Genomic DNA, 18,255 nt, shown 5'->3' on the forward strand with positions numbered 1-18,255 from the left:
AGATGGATAAGGTATAGGTATATTATTCCATTTATTTGCGGGGGATTCAATCATTAATGGGTATTGCCCAACATCACAATATTTGAAATAATTGACATTAAAGGAACATAAAGAGTAAGGAGGGGGAAACCAAATGATGTATTTTTTTATTTTCGTCGGAATTCTGGTCCTTTACTTTGCTATTAGGATTTGGATTGGTTCCCGGAAGATGGAGTTTTATGGAGACAGCATCAAGAATACGTCCCGAAGTCCAAAGGATGAAGCCTATGAAAAGTCCGCCCGACATTCCCAACAAGCCATGAATTCGAATCACCATTCAGGTGGCGGTCCCAATGGTTGAGGGGAATGGGAAGCTTCATTTAAAAAGAATCATGATTCTTATTGTAAGCTTGATCACAATCTTTTCCTTGTTAGGGTGTGCGGATGATGGAACGGGAGTCATTGAAAGTGAGAAAGCTGAAGCCATAGCCATGGAACAATTTGAAAAAGATGTAGAGGAGCATAATGAATCAAGCTTTAAAAAAATCAGTATGGATGACGTGGAACTCCTTTCAAAAGAAACCTATTTCAGCAGTGATTCCAAGGCTTGGGAAATTACGTATAATTATAAGGACGGACACAACAGAGAAGGCATAGTATCCTCTTCAATTGCTCATTATAGTGTAGATCCTGGGGGAGAAATCATTAAAAAGTCAACTTCATTCAAATGAAAGACGCAATGTCCACGCATCTTTTGCGTGGTTCTTGCGCTTTTCATTTTTTATGAAGCAGGCGGAGCTATTTATCCTGCCCAAAGAAGGAATCCCATCCCCAAAACAAGTATATATATGTCAAAGAACTAAAAAATCGCATAAACAGGATGTGAACGATGTTGAATAAATGGATCCTCCCCACCCTGATCGGAATCATGGCCCTCCTCTACATATTCATCATTCCGCCAGAACCATTCGTGTTGAAAATCATTTTTAAACTGATCCCGATGCTACTCATCATTCTCTACGCATTCCGTCAGCTGCCTAAAAGACCATCTCCGGCCATGCACCTCATCGTCATCGGCCTGTTTTTCTGCATGTTGGGCGACGGGTTTATCGCGATGTCATTTGTAGCGGGTCTTGGATCTTTCCTCATCGGACACGTCTTCTATTTGATAGGCTTTATCAAAATGTCCCGTATGAACATGACACGCCTCGCAGCTCTACTGCCGATTGGATTGTATTCCTTCTTCATCGGCCGACAACTGATTGCCGCGCTCCAAACCGAAGGAAATGATGGACTCGTGATCCCCGTCGTTGCCTACATGGTGATCATTTCCCTGATGGCCCTGACCGCCATCCTGACCGGCAACCTATGGGCCACTGCCGGCAGTATCCTGTTTGTCATCTCGGACTCCATCCTGTCATGGAATATGTTCGTGTCAGCCATCCCTTATTCGGATGTTTTGATCATGACATCCTACTACTCGGCGCAGTTCCTGATTGCCAATAGCCTTGCAAGCTTAGGGAATTCTGTCAGGCATGAAGAGGGAAAAAGGTTGAACATGTAATCAGCGTTTTCGCCTGGCGATAAACCTCGCCAGGCGTGTTTTTTTGACAAATGATAAAAAAATCCAAACTTTTTCTATAGTAATAACGTCTTATTTAGTGAAGATACATACAAAGCAGGTGAGTGTTTGAAATCCGGAACTATTTCTAAATCCGAGAAAGATCGACTACTAGAGAAAGCCATGACGGAATACGGAAATGATGTGTATTACATCGTCTATTCCTATGTGAAGGAACATAGCCTGGCGGAAGATCTGACCCAAGAGATCTTCATTAAGTTTTATCAAAAGATGGATACCTTTCGCGAGGATTCCACCCTTAAAACATGGATCATCAGCGTGGCCGTCAATCACTGCAAGGATTATTTAAGACGGTGGGATACGCGTATGGTCAGTATATCGAATAAAATCAATGACATGGTCAAAGGAAAGATGGGTGCACCGGAACAAACCGTGATCGAGAAGGAAAAGAATTCTGAGCTCATCCAGAGCGTATTGTCCCTTCCCATCAAGTATCGGGAGGTCATCTTTCTCTATTATTTTGAAGAAATGAAGCTATCTGAAATCGGGGCATGTATGGATTTGAACACCAATACCGTGAAGACCAGACTAACAAGAGGAAAAGCGCTGCTCGGTTCAACGATTAAACGGAACGAGGTGTATAAAAATGGATGAGCTTAAACGTTTGCGTGGTCTGATGAAAGAAGAAACCTTCAAAGGGCATGGTTTTACCAATAAAATGAGGGAGAACATTCTGAATGAGATTCATTCGAAACCTTCATCCAAATCCTTTTTATTCAATAAAAAACCGGTATTCGCTCCGTTGATGTCCTTTATATTCGTTGCCGCATGCCTTTCTTTATTCGTTTATTTCGGTGGAACCCAATTGGGACTGTTTGACGGAAATAACGCCAGTGCACCTTTTTATCAATACGAGGCTGAAGATCGTCCTGAATCCCTTGGCGCAGAATTCAAGTTCCTCACGAAGGCTCCATTTGAAGTAGAGAAGGTCACGACGGAAACAGGTGAGGATCCATTAGGAAAGAAAGAGGTAGTCACCTTGTTGGGAAAGGAAAAGCAAACGATCAAACTGACGTTTCAATCCATTGAAGCTGATTCCAATCTTACATTGTCCCAGGACGAAGTGAAAGTCGGACAATCCAAAGGTAGCTATTTCGAGTCTGAAGGTCCGGCAAAGGTCAGTCACCTGACATGGATTGAAGGGGGTACCATTAAATACGAAATGGAATACTTTCCAGGGGGATCTGAAGTCACCTTGTCCAAAAAAGACATGATCAAGATGGCGGAGTCGTTTCGTTAATCAAAGAAAAGGATGATGGATACAGATCCATCATCCTTTCCCCTTAATATGTTCCATACAAAACCTTAACGATGTTTCCGTACTTGTTATAGGTCACTTCTTTCCACTGATTTCCGCCGTTTGCACTTCGATACATGATGATGAAATAACTGCCTGAAACTCTCCTGTAACTCTCCATCCAGGTGACTCCCCCTTGACCGCCACCATCTTCTACAACCTTTGTACCATCATTCTCCGCTGCGAATGTCTGTGTCTCCCCTACGGCAGCACCAGCAGATAGAACCAGTGAAAATGCAACCACATACTTTACTGAACATTGAAGGAAACCTATCACTATTGCCACCCCCTTTTGTTAATAAATGTAATTGTATAGTCGATCATACTACAAATATCAATATTAGGATTAGGTCTAATTCTCTATTGATCGGGAGTAATGACCACTGAATAGGAAGATATCTCTATGATTCTTATTGGCGTATTAATATTTTTATATTTATTACATCCGTTAAAGTGAAAATATAATATTGTTTAATGTTGGAAAATTTGGAATAATTGGTATTAGGTTGAAAGATAGAGGTGTGAAAATAATGCCCCTCTTACGAATAGAGAGAATCGAGGTGGAGTTGTGTCTAGATCCTTATGTCTGACGCTCATTGCTGCAATTGGAACGATGGTATTGCTATATGTAATTGGCTTTGTAGGAAATATCGATTTCCTTATATTTCGCATTTCACTCTCAAACACTGAAATTGCCCTGCTGCCAATCGTTGTTGGAGTGATAGTGGCGATTGTTGGTGACCGGATTATGAAATCCAAGTCTCTGGAATAGGTGTTTATTTTAATATATGTATGGTGTTTAACATTTAGTGATTTTGATAAGGAGGAAGGATATGGGATCAGGCAAGTTAATGCTAACTGCGATCATGGCAGGGATCTATTCTGGTATCTTGGATGGTGTTGAGAGTCATTACGGACTAAACAAACTGGTAAGTGCATTTGTATTAATACTAGTTACGTTCATTACAGGATACGCTTTGTATAGGGGTAAACGTTTCACATGATTTTCTTGATAAGCAAATAGTATACGTGTGGAAACCTTTAATGAGTTAATAGAGAGGAATTATTTGATGAAAAGAAAGTTAAAAACGATAGGGTTAGTCTTGTTGTGTGTGCTTATTATCATACCCTTATCTGGATGGATTTACGAATTGGTCAGTTATCGAAATGCAGAAGCCAATTTTCCCCCAGATGGAGTAATGATTGATATTGGAGATAGAGAGATTCATGTAAATGTAAAAGGAGATAAAACCGATCTTCCACCTGTTGTAATTGAAACGGGAACGGGTAACTGGTCTTATGATTGGTCTCATGTTCAAGAAGAACTATCCCAGTATACCCAGGTTCTTACTTATGATCGTGCAGGGTACGGGTGGAGTGATCCGCCAAGTAATGGTTTTGCACTTGATACAACGATCACAGATCTAAACACTATATTAAAAGAAACCAAAATTGATACACCTTTCATATTAATAGGTCACTCAGTCGGTGGTGTTTATGCGCGTCATTTCACTGACCGATACCCGGAAAAGGTGGCGGGTTTGATTCTCATAGACTCACGGAACGAATTTTTTAAAGAGGCTGCCCCGGCATACAATGAAAAGTTCTTTAGTTCACAAGACCAAATGTATAATAGAATCCTTTCAAGACTTGGAGTTACTCGATTATTCGGGGAAAACACGTTGGCGGGAATGCCTGATTTTATATCTAAAGAAAAGTATGCCCATGTTCAATATGATGGACCATTTTTCAAGGCATTGGATGAAGAAATTCAACAAATCCCTGAGAATGTCGAATTACTTAATAAGATACAATCACTAAACGATAAACCTTTAACAATCATCACCCCCGAAGAAGTTGAGAGTCAAGCGGCAGCATTAGGATTTTCAGAACAACAAGAGAATGAAATCAATGAGAAATGGATAAATGCTCAGGAGCAACTAGCAGGACTTTCAACGAACAGTGACTACATTTCTGTGCCCAACACGAGCCATGCAGTCATGTATGACCAACCGAAAGTTATTGTAGAAGCTGTGTTGGATATTCAGAATGAGGTGGGAAGGTAATGGGATTGGAAGGAAAAAGGTATACAGAAAGGGAACTATTTGATATACCAAATAAAACAAAGGAGAGAAGCATATGAGTAAATCATTTATTGACCAAGTACATTATATTCGAATTCCTGTAAAAGATTTAGAGCTGTCTGCACAATGGTATAGAGATGTATTAGGGCTCCAGTTAGTAAACATTACGGAGGAACTTGCGATAATAAAAGTAAATGAAGGACCTTTCTTACTTATCTTAGTTCCTACCAAAGATGAAACATTTGCCCATTTTACAATTGATAATGAACAAGAATTTAGCATTGGCTTTACAAGTCCGGAATTAACTGAATTTCATCAACACTTAATGGATAATCAAGTTAAGGTCGAGGAAATAAAAGAAGATAATGGCCATGCCTTTTTTCACTTTTATGATCCAAATGGTAATAAACTCCAAGTGCACTGGTGAAATTATTATGGAAATTTCCAACTGATTAATATCTACTAAACTCAAATCTAAAAATAGTAGAGAAATCATGAAAATTTTCACCAATTTAGTAGAATTACCTCGAATGTGCACAGGACTTTTAACCTGAACTTTCTCAACCTCTGATTAAAAGGTATTAGGAAGAATCCCCCGAATTTGTTACGTATACCAAAAAAGGAGGGTTCTTTATGAACTTGAAAAAAATTGCTTCAACTACTTTAGCTTTATCCATTTGTATCGCACCTGCCATTGGACTTGCAAAGGTACAGCCAACAGGACTGGAACATCACGATCATGACCACGCAGCACCAGCCACTACTTACATCGATTCATTACCAAAAGCCAAGGAATTTGCACCTGATAAAGGTCCTGCTAAAATCGAGAAGTCTACTAAAGTAGTAGAGTTAGATCAAAAGGGTAATGTGAAAGATGTAAAAACGACTAAAAGTACATTCTCTTCAAAGAATGCACAACAAAATAAAGAGTTCAAAGCTCAAGCAACCAAAACAGTAACTGTATTAGCGGTAGCGGATGAAGAATATCGAGGTACATATAGTGACTGGCAAAGCAGAGTACAACAAATCGTCGAAAATGCAGATGATGCATTTATCAGAGACCACGGAATAGACTTCCAAGTACAGGCAGTAGGAAATTGGACATCACAAGGTGGAAACAGCTCACAAATCTTATCCGATTTAAGTCGGGATTGGTCGGGTTACAGTTACGACTTTGTAGTAGGTTTCTCAAAGGATGCTAACTTTGATGCTGGAGGAATAGCTTACGTTTATTCTTCAGATCCTGGAACAGCATTTAGCGTTAACTTAGATCAAGGTGTAACAAACACCTCTAAAGCAGCTCAGCATGAATTCTCACATAACTACGGGCTTGGACATGATGCACAAGGTAGCGGGATTCGATGCGTTATGAATTACGATTACTCTTATTCAGTAGATTACTGGCACCCAGCACATAATACACAGATTCAGAATAATAAGGTTTGGTATGGTCAGTAAACAATATAGAACCTCTCTCATTTTTGAGAGAGGTTTTCTTATGGACCTATATTTTTTACAGGATAATAGTAGATTAGTAGTTTTATTGTTCTATATATAATTTGAAGAAATATTCAAGGTTGCACCCAGGGTCAGTGACCAACATTTGGGAAAGTTAATGGAGGAATACTTTTTCAAAGATATTAACACCATGAATTCCGAAAAAAATTGAAACTTTTACCAACTTTGTACGTAAAGTTGATTACGGAGGAGGTTGGGACTATGAAAAAAATAATGGGCATAACCATGAACTTATTCGTCATAGCGTCTGTCATTATTTTGGCCGCAGGATGTAGCTCTCCAAAGGACAATGATGAGAATGTGAAAACCATCCAAACTTTTTTGGAGAAAGAATTCACCGGACCTACTGATGAACTAACACATGCTCTCGAACAAGAGGGTGCATTTCCGCCTAAATTAGAAGAGTATGTAAAAGAAAACTATAGTCCGCTGGTGATGAATTGGGAAGATATGATCAATACTAATCACATTTTGTTATTTCAAAGAGTTGCATATGAAAATGGGTATCAATTGAAACCAACAAATATTGATATACAAAAGGATCAAGACCATGCATACGATTATGAAGTTGAAGTGGATTACATGAAAGATGGTCAAACTAACACTGCTACGATCACAGCAAGAATGAACCTCAATGACGATGGCAAGATTGTTACCATTCGAAATATGAATGATGATGGTTTATTAGAGAAAATGGAACAGTAAAAATGAGAGAAATAATACTGGCGCGCAGGGACGTCTTAGGAAGCTTTGAAAACGTCCCGACGCTTTCTTGAGGTGAAAGAATGCCAATCAAAGGGCTCAATCATTTACTATTTTCAGTTTCTGATTTAGAAACGTCCATTGAGTTTTATCAAAAAGTTTTTGATGCGAAAATATTCGTAAAAGGTAGAAATACGGCTTACTTGGATGTACAGGGAATGTGGTTCGCCCTTAATGTAGAGAAAGACATCCCCCGCAATGAAATACACCAATCTTACACCCATATTGCCTTTTCCATCGAAGAAAAGGATTTTGACAGTATGTATGACAAGCTAAAGAGATTACATGTAAATGTCTTATCAGGTCGTCCGAGAGATGAAAGAGATAAAAAGTCCATCTATTTCACGGACCCGGATGGGCATAAACTTGAATTTCATACAGGTACATTGCAAGACAGATTGGATTATTATAGAGAAGAGAAGTCACATATGAAGTTTTTTGACTAAAAGAGTGGTCTATTAATCACCGTCATTGTACTATGGTTCTTCGAAAACTCTTAATTTTGATCTAGATTAATAAGTAGACAGATATTATTTGAGAAGGTGAAAATACTGTTAAATAAAATTCAAGCAATACCTGAGAAAGTGGCCTTTACAATAGGCCTAGCTTTAATATTATTTAGTCCCTTATTTATATTTTTCATGTCATTTTTAATCCCATTAGGTAATAGTACAAAGATGATTATAGGAAGCGTAGTTTATTTTTTTGCTATTTTATTGATACTAAGTGCGGCTGATAAAAGACATTCTAAAAGGCGGTGAATTTATTTGAGTAAATATAAAGCAATCCTATTCGATCTGGATGATACCTTGCTTAACAGGGATCAGGCAGTAGATCAAATGTTTTCGGTTGTTTTAGAAAAGTGTTATGAGGATGTTCAACATCCATCAAAAAATGAAATGTTGCATAGGTTCAAAGAATATGATAAAGGAAGCTATGGCGATAACAATAAAATAAACGTTTTGGAATCATTATTTGATGAGTTCCCACCGCATTATAGATTGCCTCGCCATGACATTCAAGATTTTTGGAATCATCATTTTCCTCGTTGTTTTTCTATCAGCGAACATACTATTACTATCGTAAATACTCTAACACAGCACGTTAGAGTAGGCATTATAACAAACGGATCCACTCAGAGACAAAAAGCGAAAATAATGAACACCGGGTTGAATCATTATTTTGACACAATCATTATTTCTGAAGAAGCGGGAATGAGTAAACCAGACAAACGTATATTTGAATTAGCATTAAGTAAGCTGAATGTGCAACCGGAAGATGCCTTATTAGTAGGTGATGACTTAGAAAAGGATATTGCAGGCTGTCAACATTCAAATATTAAGGGCATATGGTTCAACCCAAACAGGATCAAGAATGATACCGATATCCAACCATATGCCGAGATCGATTCTTTTGAGAGCTTAATAAGCTACATTACATAATGCCAACACGCCTGAGGTGATAAACGATGATTTTTGTATTCGATTTAGATGGAACGATTTGTTTTAAAGGAAAACCGTTGAGCCAGGAGATATGTGATGCATTAAACGTTTGTAAGCAACAGGGACACGAAGTCATTTTTGCTTCAGCCAGGCCGATTCGTGATTTATTACCCGTTATCCCTCAAGAATTCCGGCATTTTCGGATGGTTGGTGGGAATGGTGCCTTTACGTATGCAGATGGGGAGATTAAGACCCGGGCTTTCGCTGCAGAAACAGTAGATGAAATTAAACAAATTATAGAAACAAACCGTCTAACCTATTTGATAGACGGTGATTGGGATTACAGCTACACAGGCGATCGTCATCATCCTATATTCCGTAATCTTGATCCTGAAAAGCGTGCTGTCAATCAGCCATTGGCTCAATTATCAAAGATCACGAAAATCGTATTATTTACAAGAGATCAAGCCGTCAAACAACAACTGGAGAAGCTATCTGTACAAGTATACGAACACGGGAATGAAGAGTTAATGGATATAAGCCCGTCAGGAATACATAAAGTAGAGGGGCTGAGAAAATTAGGCATACTTCCAGGAGAGTTTATTGCATTCGGAAATGACCAAAATGATTTAGAACTCTTTCAAAACGCAAAGTACAGTGTTTGTGTAGGGCAACATCCAATAAAAGAATTTGCATCCACTTTCATTGGGATTGAGGATGTTCCTTTCAAAATAAAAGAAATCAGTGAATCATATCAACAAAGAGGACTGTTGCTGGAAAGTTGATCCACATTCTGCTAGTGCATCGTAATCGAACTTTAGTGGAGGTAAATACATGATGAGTACGTTTGTTTATATGGTGAGACACGGTGAGTCACCAAAGGAAGGAAATGAACGAACAAGAGGGTTGACTCCAAAAGGTCAATTGGATGCTAAGCGGGTAACTGAACTATTGAAAGATGAGAAGATTGACGCAGTTGTTTCAAGCCCCTATCTACGTTCCATCTTAACTGTCGAAAAGGCAGCTGAACAAATAGGACAGGAAGTTATCGTATATGAAGATTTAAAAGAGAGGATCTTTTCTTCTGAAGATAATCGAATTTCTGATAAGGAATTGGTTCCGCTGTTGGAGAAGTCGTTTGGGGAATCAAGTTACGCTTTAGAAGGAGCAGAATCAAATGCTGATTGTCTAATAAGGGCAATTAACGTTTTAAAAGAACTATTGGAAACATATAAAGATAAACGTATTGTAATAGGATCTCACGGGGCTGTTATGACCTTGATGATGGGATATTTCAATAGTAAGTATGACTTGGATTTTTTATATAGCACATCCAAGCCTGATATTTATAGGATGGAATTTAAAGAGAAAGAGTTAGTGAATGTTCAAAGGTTATGGTGTTTAGATTAAGGTGATAATCTTGTTATTGAAGTGGGGGATGAACGGAAGACCGGGAAGTTAATCCCCGGTGATATTAACTGTTCAGTTAAAAGACAGGTTAATTGAATGGAATTACATATGCTGCACTACTAAATTATTTGGAGGTTTTCCAATTTGAGATTATCACTTTTAGGCATCTCTATATCCCTATTTGGAATCGCACTTATTCTAACTTCGAGTGGAGGAGCAACGACATTTGGACTTGTTGTTTCATTTGTCGGTTTATTGGTTTCTCTCATGTCTTGTCTAATGAAGCCTGTTACAAAATCCAGTTGAGAATACGGCAGCAACTTTGTTCATCAAAAAGGGAAAGAATTAAGATTACATAATCAATAATAAGCGGCAAGAACCGAATATAGGGAGAGAAATATGACCATGAAAAAAGATAGATATTTTTTAGAGTTGGCTCTTGAAGAAGCAGAAAAAGCATTGAGTGAGAATACATATCCTGTTGGGGCTGTCATCGTGGATGAAAATCAGAACATCATTGCAAAAGGGCGTAATAGGGTTCATTCGCAACAAGATACGACTGCCCACGCTGAAATTGACGCTATTCGTAATGCCGGCAAATCAATATTTAAAGCGAAAGTCAACCGTGAGAAGTTTACAATATACACTTCATTGGAACCTTGTCCAATGTGCACGGGTGGAATACTTTTTGCCAATATAAAAAAAGTAGTTTGGTTACTAAACGATGATTTAGGCTTTGGCGGTTATAAAAAAATCAACGATACTAATATATTTGAAAAGAAATTTCATGAAATTGAAGCTATTGAAGAACCTTATGGTGACTTGAAACAGAAGCAAATGGAACTAATGAGTAAATGGTTAACCAATCCTAATCATGTTACTAACTTACGAAAAGCTAATATTGCAGAATAGGGGGCTTATCCGCAATAGGGTAAGCTTCTTTTTTATGGGAATTAGTTATTGAGTTTCTATCTTTGATTTGAAATAATTGGAATTAAGTAATAACGTCGCAACCACTATAGTTCCTGAGGGTGAGAACAGTGAAAAAGAATATAAAAGACACTGACTATTTTAGTTTGTACGCCTTATGTGACGGAGTCTATGCAGCTATCGCTAAGCCGGGCAAAGGCGCATGGAGTAATGCCGGTATCGTTGACTTGGGGGAGAATTTGCTGGTGTTCGATTCACTTGCCACTCCTTCCGCTGGGTATGAGTTGAGGCAGCAGGCCGAAGAGCTGACTGGGAAAAAAGTGAAGTACCTGATCAACAGTCATTATCACGGAGATCATGTATTTGGAAATCAAGCGTTTTCTGATACAGCGATTATTTCCACTTCTTTAACAAGGAAATGGTTTGAAGAGAAAAATATGATAGTAGATTTGAAGAAAGAAATAGAAGAAACGGAAGACTATTTGAATAAACTGGGAAAGCAAATTGTTTTAACTACAGATGGTGTCTTGAATTCAAGTCTCACCAATCAATATAAGGAGATGACAGCCATTCTAAAAGACTTACCTACTATGAAGCTCGTGCTCCCAACCTTTCTTTTTGAAGAAAAGATGGTGATTGAAGGCTCAAAAAGAAAGGTTGAACTGCATTGTTTTGGAGGTGGCCACACCCCCAGTGACACATTTCTGTACTTACCGCAAGAAAAGGTTGGGTTCATGGGTGATCTGGTAACCGTAGATTTGCATTTACCGATTGATGATCCGGAAGAATTTTATGCCATTCTAAAAAAGGTGAAGCTACTGGATATTGAGACTGTCGTGCCTGGCCATGGATATCCAGGGGGAAGTGAATTGGTTTGTACCCTGGAGAAGTATCTATGCTTTTTGATCGAAAATACGAAAGTAGCAGTGAGAAATGGCGTGCCATTCGAAGTGTTTGTTTCTAACTTAGAAATACCTAATGAATATGCTGAATGGAAAGGGGTTAATGGGATTAAAGGTAACTTATCTAAAGTGTATGCATTTTATGAGTGTTAAAGAGTGATGAAAGAAATCCTAAAATGAAAGGAATTATTTAAATGAGTGACTTGAAACTGCTTATTTCTTTCAAAAGTGACCTTAACAATTATTCTATAGAACAGCTAAGATATATTTCGGAAGAAGGGGTGTGGTCAATTGGACAGATGTATGACCATTTAATTGTAGTTGCCCATGAGTATCTTGATAGTATGGAAGAATGTGCTGCATTGAATGAGAACAACCCCTTGGGAAAACAAAATTTGGTGAGCAATTATTTGATAACCGAGGGTTTCCACCTATTAAAATAAGGTTACCAGATGATCTTAATTCTCCACCAAATAATTCAGACAGTAAGGAAGAGCTCATTAGCAGGATGGAACAATTAATTCAACGAATGACGCATTGGGAAACGAAAGTGGATGATATTAACCCAACTAAAAAGAGTGAACATGGAGGATTCGGCTGGCTGAATGCAAAGGAATGGTATGATTTGGTCGGAATGCATTTTCGTCATCATGTACGTCAAAAAGGTGAGTTGGAGAGTTACTTGGTATAGAGGGAATTACATAGCGCTTGGACGCATCCCGTGCTTCTTTTGCATCCATTTACTAAAAAAATAAGTGAAAGGAGTGAGAACCAGTGAATTTAGGAACTCCTCTTGCTATCGGAAATACAGCAAAAGTCTATCTTTATGAAAACAAGATTTTCAAAGTTTTTAATGACTCATTACCAGATCAAGAATCGACTAATGAAGCTTATAAGCAAAAGTTTGCTTATTCATGTGGACTTTCTGTGCCGGAAATAATTGATGTAACCAAAATAGATGGTAAACAGGTAATCGTCATGGAGCACATAAAAGGGAGAACTATAGGGGATCTTTTAACTGACAATATGGAAAAAGCGGAATATTATATGAACATTTCTGTTGATATACAAATGGAAATTCATAAAATCAAAGCGGATTCTATTGAACCGATGTCTGGAAAATTAAGGAGACAAATAGAAAATGCTCCAGGGTTGGATATTAAACTTAAATCTACCTTAACTAAAAAACTAGATTCAATGACCTTCGAAGAAAAACTCTGTCATGGGGATTTTCATTTTTTTAACTTAATACTGTCAGATCATAACGTCACCATTATCGACTGGGTTGATTCTAGTGCAGGGGATATACGTGCTGACATATATCGAACGTATCTTTTGTATTCTCAGTTTTCAGTGGAATTGGCTGAAATGTATATGCGTCTATATTGTGAGAAAAGTGGTTTGTCTAAAGATGAAATTTTTCAATGGGCGTCGATTATAGCTGCGGCAAGATTGTCTGAGTGTGTTTCATCAGAAATGCCAGGGCGTCTTTTGGAGATTGTTAATCGGTATTGTCCTGTTTGACAAACTTTGTATTATCTTTGAGAGCAAATTTAGACTCCCAAGGGAATCAATCAAAATATATATTCCTGTGCAAGGAGATCGCTGCATTTTGAAATAATGGGTATTAGGATCATTCTTATTAGGGGGATTGTTATATGTTTGTTGTAAATGTAGAAGGTGCTATTCACCGGGATGGTAAGTGGCTTCTAATCCTGAGAAGCGAGAAGGAGGAACATGCAGGAGGCTCTCTTTCACTCGTCGGCGGCAAGTGTGAATTTGAAGGAGTCTCATCCGATATATTAGAAAGGACTTTACAAAGAGAAATATTCGAAGAAGTGGGAAGCGAGGTTACAGGTATTGAATATGTGAACAGCTCTTCCTTTATTACTGACTCTGGCATCAATGTAGTTGATATCGTTTTTCTGTGTCATCATAAATCTGGTGAACCTTTCGCAAAAAGCACTGAAGAAGTTGACGGTGTATTTTGGATGACTACTTCAGAGATTCTTTCCCATCCGGAACTTCCTGATTATTTAAAGAGAAACATAAAATGCGCAGAGGAGAAGATACAAGATGGCTCTGGAAGTGGAAGAGTGAAGTAAGGGGTCATGATTGTCTGTTATCTTACTTATGTGTATGAAAGTTTAAGGAGGTGCAAGAACGATGAGTGATCAATGGTTAGAATGGGCAAAAAGGATCCAAGCATTATCTCAATCAGGACTGTCATTCTCAAAGGATGTTTACGATATTGAGAGATATGAAGAATTACGAACGATCAGTGCCGAAATCATGCAGCAATACACGGATTTAGAGATGATGAAAATAAGGGAGTTATTTACGAACGAAACAGGTTATCAGACACCGAAAGTAGATGTGCGCGGTGTCGTATTCAAGGATGACAAAATCCTGATGGTAAGAGAGAAAGTTGATGATAAGTGGTCTCTGCCAGGTGGATTTTGTGATGTGGGTCTGTCTCCAAGTGAAAACATCGTCAAAGAAATTAGAGAAGAATCTGGATATGATGTAACCCCTGTAAAATTACTCGCACTGCTCGATATGAACAAGCATCCCCATCCCTCGCAACCGTACCATTACTATAAAATATTTATTCAATGTGAGGTGACTGGTGGAGAAGCAAGAAGAGGGATCGAAACAAAAGGAGTCCATTTTTTTGAAGAAGAGAATTTACCGGAGCTGTCAATCGGGAGAAATACAGAGACTCAGATTCACATGCTGTTTGAATTTTTGAAAGATCCTTATAAAGAGAGTGTATATGATTAATGGGAGGTGGATTAGTTGAAAGATACACAAAAGGGAGTTGAAATAGGGGACACATTTTTAAAGACAATGCTCATAATATCATTATTTATATCAACAATCGAAATGTTTTTTGCCAATGTCATATCAGAAACAGTAGAAAATGTAATTTGGATATTATTGGCGTTAACCTTAACAATCTACCTCTTTGTAAACAAAAACTACATATATTTTAGTATCATTCTTGTCATTTGCGTTATTGGCTCTGTAATATTGTTTGCCTAAGCTGGTTTGTTTTACATGGAATAGATTATAGCGTGATTGCTAAAAGAGATTCACTAAATACCTATTGAAGTTGATGGGAGGATCACAAAAGTGAACAATTACGGGCAAGACCTATTTAAAGGCACTGCAGGATATTACTCGAAATACAGACCGATGTATCCTTCTTCTTTGATACGATTCCTGGTTGAAGCGTTCTCTTTAAATGGGGAGCAGAACCTCCTTGATTTAGGCTGCGGCACAGGGCAGCTTACCATAAGGTTTTCAGATTGGTGTCATAGAATAGTAGGTATAGACGTTGAACCGGAAATGATTGAAGAAGCTAAGCGTATCCACCGGGAAGTAAGGATGGGTCAGATTCAATGGTTCAATGGAGCTTTGGAGCAGTACAGACTTGAGAATCATGAGCCATTTCACCTCGTGACGATCGCCAAGGCTTTCCACTGGATGGACAGACCAAACGTATTAGAGGAATTATTTGATATGATTTCTCCTGGTGGAGGGGTAGCGATCATTGATAATTATGATCCCAATCAATCGTTGAAGCCTTGGCAAGTAAGGTTTAATGAAGTGATCGAAAAATGGTATGGCAAAGATCGAAAGGCTGGAAATTCAACCTATGCTCATCCCGTTACCAGTCATGAAGAGGTCATCTCCCATTCTCAATTTGACCTTGAAGTTCATACATTACCGACATACGAAATCACTTGGACGATTGAGTCATTATTAGGAAACCTTTACTCCACATCCTATGGATCTAGACGTTTTCTTGGAAGTGACGTCTTATTATTTGAACGTGATGTGAGAGAGGCCAGGCTTGATATGTGTGAATCCGCAGAATATAAAGAGGAATCAACGTTATCAGTGAAGATCGGGAGAAAAGGGTTATGAAAAATATGGGAATTTCTGCAGGGGAAACACATATGGAAAGAGAATGTTTACTATATCTAATTGCAGGAGGGAATTTAAATGAGCGAAAAATTATTAAGGGTTGGCACAACCTATATTCCAGTAACGAATGTGGATCTTTCATCAGAATGGTACATAAATAAATTGGATGCAGCATTAAGTTATAAAGATGAAGATAAAGCTATCCTGAATCTTGCAAACCAAAGCATTTTTCTTGTTAAATCAAAAGAAAATCAAAGTGCTAATTTCATAGATGTTTATGGTGAAGAACGCTTTTCTTTAACATTTGAAGTGAACGGTTTAGAAGTGTTGGAAACACTGCATAGGGATTTTATAACTAATGGGATACGGGTTGGCACGATTGAAAACAGAGGACACTCTGGAAGGAATTTTGTTTTTTATGATTTGGATGGAAATAAGTTTGATGTGTGGAGTGAGCTTAGTCCGGTTTTCCGGGAGAAGTATTTTATTTCGCAGTAATAATGGAAAAACACGATGCGAATAATTATTAAAACGCAAAAAGGGGCTAATGTAACCCCAACTAAATAACCAAGCGTAAAATATGCTGAGGTCCTTTAGGTCCCTCGTATATTTGGTTTTCATCTACGAAACCACATTTCATGTAGAGGTTGATGGCTGCCGTGTTCCTTTTGTTCACCCCAAGAACCACTTCATTGATATCAGGCAGAACGTTTTTCACAAACGAAGGAAGTAGTTTCAGTCCTTGTTTTGCCAGTCCTTTTCCTTGAAACTTTAAATCAATTGAGAATGATGTTAAGATTCTTGCCTTTGGATTATCACTATACTTATGAACCTTTTCCCCATCTTCCAATGCGAAATATCCCACTGGTTCATTATTACTCATGATTAATACATGAATAGAAGTTTTGGAGACTTTCGGATGATTGATTTTTTCTAAAGGAAGACTAGTAAATTCTAGTTGATCCTCAGGTAAGTGAAAGTTGGATAGTTGATCCGTGTATTGTTCATTATACTCAATTAGTTTAACTGCAGGGCTTATAGTATTTGACGTCATGATTACCTCCAACGAATGTAATATTTTCCATTATATGATATCGTGAAAGTGTAGACAATCCATTTTTGTTCCCTGGTTTCTCTTAGCTCGATATTGCTGATGTTAGTTTAGAAATTACAGAAAAATCCCTACGCTTACCGGAGAAATTATCGGAAAACTTCAACATTTTCTGTGCATAATTAGCAATATTTGTTATTATGATGTAGAGATGTAAAGAAAGGGGAATCTATAGTACACATGTGGAATACCTCGAAATGATTAGTTAATTGGATAGAGACAGCGGCGGTCCTAGGTTCTTAAGGATGCGTTTATTTGTCTATCTGAAATCATTCAAGGGATACATGGTGTGGACAATTACATTCCCATTGCCAAGCAGATACCTTTGTATATCTGCTTTTATTTATGGGCAAAAATACATCTCGATTGACACAATCACAGCGTCCCTAAATTGGGGGAATTTAAATGAAAAGTCAGAATGAAAACGAAGAAATGCTATCAGGGGGGAATGTCTCATACGTATATCGTTCGGGAGATACGGTCAGGCGGGAATTGAAGCCTGATAGTGTGAAAATCCATACGTTATTGCAGCATTTGGAACGTAAAGGTTTCGATTATGCACCGAAGTTTTTAGGAATTGATGAAAAAGATAGAGAGATATTATCATTTATAGCAGGTGAAGCCGGTAATTATCCTTTAAAACAATACATGTGGTCTGATGTTGCTTTAAAAGGAATAGCGAAGATGCTCCGGCATTACCATGATGCAGTGAGTGACTTCCCATTAACGGATGAATGGCAGCCAATGGACAATACCCCAGCTACCATGGAGGTTGTATGTCACAATGATTTTGCCATTTACAATATTATTTTTAACCAGGAGAAACCAGTAGGTATCATTGATTTTGATGTTGCCGGTCCGGGTCCGAGACTTTGGGACATCGCTTATACTCTGTACACCTGCGTTCCTTTAAGCAGGCATTATCATACCGAAGCGGGTGAAGCTGTTCACTACGACCCAACTCAGGATGCGGGCCGTATAAAACAAAGAGTCAGATTGTTCTTTGAATCCTACGGTATGGAGGGAATGGAAGAAGATTATGTGGAGATGGTATTGCTGCGCTTGGAAGGATTGTGTAAATACATGAAAAGAAAAGCCGGTGAGGGTGACCTTGCTTTTCAAAAGATGATCGATGAAGGGCACCATGAGCATTATCAAAAAGATATAAAGTTTATTCGTGAACATGGGGAAGAGTGGATTTAAGAGTCAGGTGAGAATTGGGCACGATCATTTGATATCTTGGTA

At 38.3% G+C, this 18,255-nt stretch carries 29 protein-coding genes; 27 read left to right on the forward strand and 2 right to left on the reverse strand.

Annotated elements, in window-relative coordinates:
• Window positions 1-133: 133 nt before the first annotated feature.
• The 5 genes from ACQKFO_RS09985 (at window position 134) to ACQKFO_RS10005 (ending at window position 2,861) form a co-directional block, all read left to right on the forward strand.
• Window positions 134-340: a hypothetical protein gene (locus tag ACQKFO_RS09985; protein ID WP_427598456.1), complete on the forward strand. Its 207-nt coding sequence runs from the start codon at window positions 134-136 to the stop codon at window positions 338-340.
• Window positions 333-710, forward strand: a complete 378-nt coding sequence (locus tag ACQKFO_RS09990; protein ID WP_427598458.1) for a hypothetical protein — start codon at window positions 333-335, stop codon at window positions 708-710. Before ACQKFO_RS09985 ends, ACQKFO_RS09990 begins: the two co-directional genes overlap by 8 nt.
• A 158-nt stretch (window positions 711-868) precedes the next feature.
• Complete coding sequence (locus ACQKFO_RS09995; protein ID WP_427598460.1) at window positions 869-1,543, forward strand: lysoplasmalogenase; 675 nt, start codon at window positions 869-871, stop codon at window positions 1,541-1,543.
• A gap of 126 nt (window positions 1,544-1,669) precedes the next feature.
• Window positions 1,670-2,215, forward strand: a complete 546-nt coding sequence (locus tag ACQKFO_RS10000) for a sigma-70 family RNA polymerase sigma factor (RefSeq protein WP_427598462.1) — start codon at window positions 1,670-1,672, stop codon at window positions 2,213-2,215.
• A complete protein-coding gene (locus ACQKFO_RS10005; protein ID WP_427598464.1) occupies window positions 2,208-2,861 on the forward strand; it encodes a hypothetical protein in 654 nt (217 codons plus the stop codon). Before ACQKFO_RS10000 ends, ACQKFO_RS10005 begins: the two co-directional genes overlap by 8 nt.
• Window positions 2,862-2,904: 43 nt before the next feature.
• Here ACQKFO_RS10005 and ACQKFO_RS10010 read toward each other — a convergent pair whose 3' ends face one another.
• Window positions 2,905-3,195: a hypothetical protein gene (locus tag ACQKFO_RS10010; RefSeq protein ID WP_427598466.1), complete on the reverse strand. Its 291-nt coding sequence runs from the start codon at window positions 3,193-3,195 to the stop codon at window positions 2,905-2,907.
• A 291-nt stretch (window positions 3,196-3,486) separates the two neighbouring features.
• On the opposite strand from ACQKFO_RS10010, the gene ACQKFO_RS10015 reads away from it, so the two are divergent.
• The 21 genes from ACQKFO_RS10015 (at window position 3,487) to ACQKFO_RS10115 (ending at window position 16,397) form a co-directional block, all read left to right on the forward strand.
• Window positions 3,487-3,690 carry an ATPase gene (locus ACQKFO_RS10015; RefSeq protein ID WP_427598468.1) on the forward strand — a complete coding sequence of 68 codons (204 nt, stop codon included), beginning with the start codon at window positions 3,487-3,489 and terminating at the stop codon, window positions 3,688-3,690.
• 61 nt (window positions 3,691-3,751) lie between these two features.
• Window positions 3,752-3,922 (forward strand): hypothetical protein, encoded by a 171-nt coding sequence (locus ACQKFO_RS10020; RefSeq protein ID WP_427598470.1) that lies wholly within the window; start codon window positions 3,752-3,754, stop codon window positions 3,920-3,922.
• 66 nt (window positions 3,923-3,988) lie between these two features.
• Window positions 3,989-4,984, forward strand: coding sequence for an alpha/beta fold hydrolase (locus ACQKFO_RS10025; protein ID WP_427598471.1), 996 nt, complete (start codon window positions 3,989-3,991; stop codon window positions 4,982-4,984).
• 73 nt (window positions 4,985-5,057) lie between these two features.
• Window positions 5,058-5,429 carry a VOC family protein gene (locus ACQKFO_RS10030; protein ID WP_427598472.1) on the forward strand — a complete coding sequence of 124 codons (372 nt, stop codon included), beginning with the start codon at window positions 5,058-5,060 and terminating at the stop codon, window positions 5,427-5,429.
• A gap of 206 nt (window positions 5,430-5,635) precedes the next feature.
• Window positions 5,636-6,460, forward strand: coding sequence for a zinc-dependent metalloprotease (locus tag ACQKFO_RS10035; protein WP_427598474.1), 825 nt, complete (start codon window positions 5,636-5,638; stop codon window positions 6,458-6,460).
• 261 nt (window positions 6,461-6,721) lie between these two features.
• Window positions 6,722-7,225 carry a hypothetical protein gene (locus tag ACQKFO_RS10040; protein WP_427598475.1) on the forward strand — a complete coding sequence of 168 codons (504 nt, stop codon included), beginning with the start codon at window positions 6,722-6,724 and terminating at the stop codon, window positions 7,223-7,225.
• An 80-nt stretch (window positions 7,226-7,305) separates the two neighbouring features.
• Entirely contained in the window at window positions 7,306-7,728 is a 423-nt protein-coding gene (gene fosM, locus ACQKFO_RS10045) for a FosM family fosfomycin resistance protein (protein WP_427598476.1), read from the forward strand.
• Window positions 7,729-8,067: 339 nt separating this feature from the next.
• Window positions 8,068-8,724 carry an HAD family hydrolase gene (locus ACQKFO_RS10050; protein ID WP_427598892.1) on the forward strand — a complete coding sequence of 219 codons (657 nt, stop codon included), beginning with the start codon at window positions 8,068-8,070 and terminating at the stop codon, window positions 8,722-8,724.
• 26 nt (window positions 8,725-8,750) lie between these two features.
• Window positions 8,751-9,509 (forward strand): HAD-IIB family hydrolase, encoded by a 759-nt coding sequence (locus ACQKFO_RS10055; protein WP_427598477.1) that lies wholly within the window; start codon window positions 8,751-8,753, stop codon window positions 9,507-9,509.
• A 52-nt stretch (window positions 9,510-9,561) separates the two neighbouring features.
• Window positions 9,562-10,134, forward strand: coding sequence for a histidine phosphatase family protein (locus ACQKFO_RS10060; protein WP_427598893.1), 573 nt, complete (start codon window positions 9,562-9,564; stop codon window positions 10,132-10,134).
• A gap of 144 nt (window positions 10,135-10,278) precedes the next feature.
• On the forward strand, window positions 10,279-10,440 hold the full coding sequence (locus ACQKFO_RS10065; RefSeq protein WP_427598478.1) for a hypothetical protein: 162 nt from the start codon (window positions 10,279-10,281) through the stop codon (window positions 10,438-10,440).
• A gap of 93 nt (window positions 10,441-10,533) precedes the next feature.
• Window positions 10,534-11,046, forward strand: a complete 513-nt coding sequence (locus ACQKFO_RS10070) for a nucleoside deaminase (RefSeq protein WP_427598479.1) — start codon at window positions 10,534-10,536, stop codon at window positions 11,044-11,046.
• Between the two features lie 128 nt (window positions 11,047-11,174).
• Window positions 11,175-12,119, forward strand: a complete 945-nt coding sequence (locus ACQKFO_RS10075; protein WP_427598480.1) for an MBL fold metallo-hydrolase — start codon at window positions 11,175-11,177, stop codon at window positions 12,117-12,119.
• A gap of 41 nt (window positions 12,120-12,160) precedes the next feature.
• The gene (locus ACQKFO_RS10080; RefSeq protein WP_427598481.1) at window positions 12,161-12,409 is read left to right on the forward strand and encodes a DinB family protein; all 249 of its coding nucleotides are present in this window, start codon (window positions 12,161-12,163) and stop codon (window positions 12,407-12,409) included.
• A 65-nt stretch (window positions 12,410-12,474) separates the two neighbouring features.
• On the forward strand, window positions 12,475-12,657 hold the full coding sequence (locus ACQKFO_RS10085; RefSeq protein ID WP_427598482.1) for a hypothetical protein: 183 nt from the start codon (window positions 12,475-12,477) through the stop codon (window positions 12,655-12,657).
• Window positions 12,658-12,740: 83 nt separating this feature from the next.
• The gene (locus ACQKFO_RS10090; RefSeq protein ID WP_427598483.1) at window positions 12,741-13,490 is read left to right on the forward strand and encodes a phosphotransferase family protein; all 750 of its coding nucleotides are present in this window, start codon (window positions 12,741-12,743) and stop codon (window positions 13,488-13,490) included.
• Window positions 13,491-13,624: 134 nt separating this feature from the next.
• Complete coding sequence (locus tag ACQKFO_RS10095) at window positions 13,625-14,071, forward strand: NUDIX hydrolase (RefSeq protein ID WP_427598484.1); 447 nt, start codon at window positions 13,625-13,627, stop codon at window positions 14,069-14,071.
• A gap of 61 nt (window positions 14,072-14,132) precedes the next feature.
• Window positions 14,133-14,750, forward strand: a complete 618-nt coding sequence (locus tag ACQKFO_RS10100; RefSeq protein ID WP_427598485.1) for an NUDIX hydrolase — start codon at window positions 14,133-14,135, stop codon at window positions 14,748-14,750.
• Between the two features lie 15 nt (window positions 14,751-14,765).
• A complete protein-coding gene (locus tag ACQKFO_RS10105) occupies window positions 14,766-15,011 on the forward strand; it encodes a hypothetical protein (protein WP_427598486.1) in 246 nt (81 codons plus the stop codon).
• 90 nt (window positions 15,012-15,101) lie between these two features.
• On the forward strand, window positions 15,102-15,899 hold the full coding sequence (locus ACQKFO_RS10110) for a class I SAM-dependent methyltransferase (RefSeq protein ID WP_427598487.1): 798 nt from the start codon (window positions 15,102-15,104) through the stop codon (window positions 15,897-15,899).
• A 78-nt stretch (window positions 15,900-15,977) separates the two neighbouring features.
• On the forward strand, window positions 15,978-16,397 hold the full coding sequence (locus ACQKFO_RS10115) for a VOC family protein (protein ID WP_427598488.1): 420 nt from the start codon (window positions 15,978-15,980) through the stop codon (window positions 16,395-16,397).
• 61 nt (window positions 16,398-16,458) lie between these two features.
• Here ACQKFO_RS10115 and ACQKFO_RS10120 read toward each other — a convergent pair whose 3' ends face one another.
• Complete coding sequence (locus ACQKFO_RS10120) at window positions 16,459-16,953, reverse strand: GNAT family N-acetyltransferase (protein WP_427598490.1); 495 nt, start codon at window positions 16,951-16,953, stop codon at window positions 16,459-16,461.
• A gap of 462 nt (window positions 16,954-17,415) precedes the next feature.
• Here ACQKFO_RS10120 and ACQKFO_RS10125 point away from each other — a divergent pair, with 462 nt between their 5' ends.
• Window positions 17,416-18,213 carry a phosphotransferase gene (locus ACQKFO_RS10125; RefSeq protein WP_427598491.1) on the forward strand — a complete coding sequence of 266 codons (798 nt, stop codon included), beginning with the start codon at window positions 17,416-17,418 and terminating at the stop codon, window positions 18,211-18,213.
• Window positions 18,214-18,255: the final 42 nt, after the last annotated feature.

Source organism: Rossellomorea sp. NPDC071047 (genome assembly GCF_050270195.1).
Classification (GTDB): Bacteria; Bacillota; Bacilli; order Bacillales; family Bacillaceae_B; genus Rossellomorea.

What these genes read in the sequence shown, in the direction of transcription:
- ACQKFO_RS09985 (WP_427598456.1), top strand. Translation starts at nt 134, where the DNA reads ATGATGTATTTTTTTATTTTCGTCGGAATTCTGGTCCTTTACTTTGCT.
- ACQKFO_RS09990 (WP_427598458.1), top strand. Translation starts at nt 333, where the DNA reads ATGGTTGAGGGGAATGGGAAGCTTCATTTAAAAAGAATCATGATTCTT.
- ACQKFO_RS09995 (WP_427598460.1), top strand. Translation starts at nt 869, where the DNA reads ATGTTGAATAAATGGATCCTCCCCACCCTGATCGGAATCATGGCCCTC.
- ACQKFO_RS10005 (WP_427598464.1), top strand. Translation starts at nt 2,208, where the DNA reads ATGGATGAGCTTAAACGTTTGCGTGGTCTGATGAAAGAAGAAACCTTC.
- ACQKFO_RS10020 (WP_427598470.1), top strand. Translation starts at nt 3,752, where the DNA reads ATGGGATCAGGCAAGTTAATGCTAACTGCGATCATGGCAGGGATCTAT.
- ACQKFO_RS10025 (WP_427598471.1), top strand. Translation starts at nt 3,989, where the DNA reads ATGAAAAGAAAGTTAAAAACGATAGGGTTAGTCTTGTTGTGTGTGCTT.
- ACQKFO_RS10030 (WP_427598472.1), top strand. Translation starts at nt 5,058, where the DNA reads ATGAGTAAATCATTTATTGACCAAGTACATTATATTCGAATTCCTGTA.
- ACQKFO_RS10035 (WP_427598474.1), top strand. Translation starts at nt 5,636, where the DNA reads ATGAACTTGAAAAAAATTGCTTCAACTACTTTAGCTTTATCCATTTGT.
- ACQKFO_RS10040 (WP_427598475.1), top strand. Translation starts at nt 6,722, where the DNA reads ATGAAAAAAATAATGGGCATAACCATGAACTTATTCGTCATAGCGTCT.
- fosM (WP_427598476.1), top strand. Translation starts at nt 7,306, where the DNA reads ATGCCAATCAAAGGGCTCAATCATTTACTATTTTCAGTTTCTGATTTA.
- ACQKFO_RS10055 (WP_427598477.1), top strand. Translation starts at nt 8,751, where the DNA reads ATGATTTTTGTATTCGATTTAGATGGAACGATTTGTTTTAAAGGAAAA.
- ACQKFO_RS10060 (WP_427598893.1), top strand. Translation starts at nt 9,562, where the DNA reads ATGAGTACGTTTGTTTATATGGTGAGACACGGTGAGTCACCAAAGGAA.
- ACQKFO_RS10070 (WP_427598479.1), top strand. Translation starts at nt 10,534, where the DNA reads ATGACCATGAAAAAAGATAGATATTTTTTAGAGTTGGCTCTTGAAGAA.
- ACQKFO_RS10080 (WP_427598481.1), top strand. Translation starts at nt 12,161, where the DNA reads ATGAGTGACTTGAAACTGCTTATTTCTTTCAAAAGTGACCTTAACAAT.
- ACQKFO_RS10085 (WP_427598482.1), top strand. Translation starts at nt 12,475, where the DNA reads ATGGAACAATTAATTCAACGAATGACGCATTGGGAAACGAAAGTGGAT.
- ACQKFO_RS10095 (WP_427598484.1), top strand. Translation starts at nt 13,625, where the DNA reads ATGTTTGTTGTAAATGTAGAAGGTGCTATTCACCGGGATGGTAAGTGG.
- ACQKFO_RS10100 (WP_427598485.1), top strand. Translation starts at nt 14,133, where the DNA reads ATGAGTGATCAATGGTTAGAATGGGCAAAAAGGATCCAAGCATTATCT.
- ACQKFO_RS10115 (WP_427598488.1), top strand. Translation starts at nt 15,978, where the DNA reads ATGAGCGAAAAATTATTAAGGGTTGGCACAACCTATATTCCAGTAACG.
- ACQKFO_RS10120 (WP_427598490.1), bottom strand. Translation starts at nt 16,953, where the DNA reads ATGACGTCAAATACTATAAGCCCTGCAGTTAAACTAATTGAGTATAAT.
- ACQKFO_RS10125 (WP_427598491.1), top strand. Translation starts at nt 17,416, where the DNA reads ATGAAAAGTCAGAATGAAAACGAAGAAATGCTATCAGGGGGGAATGTC.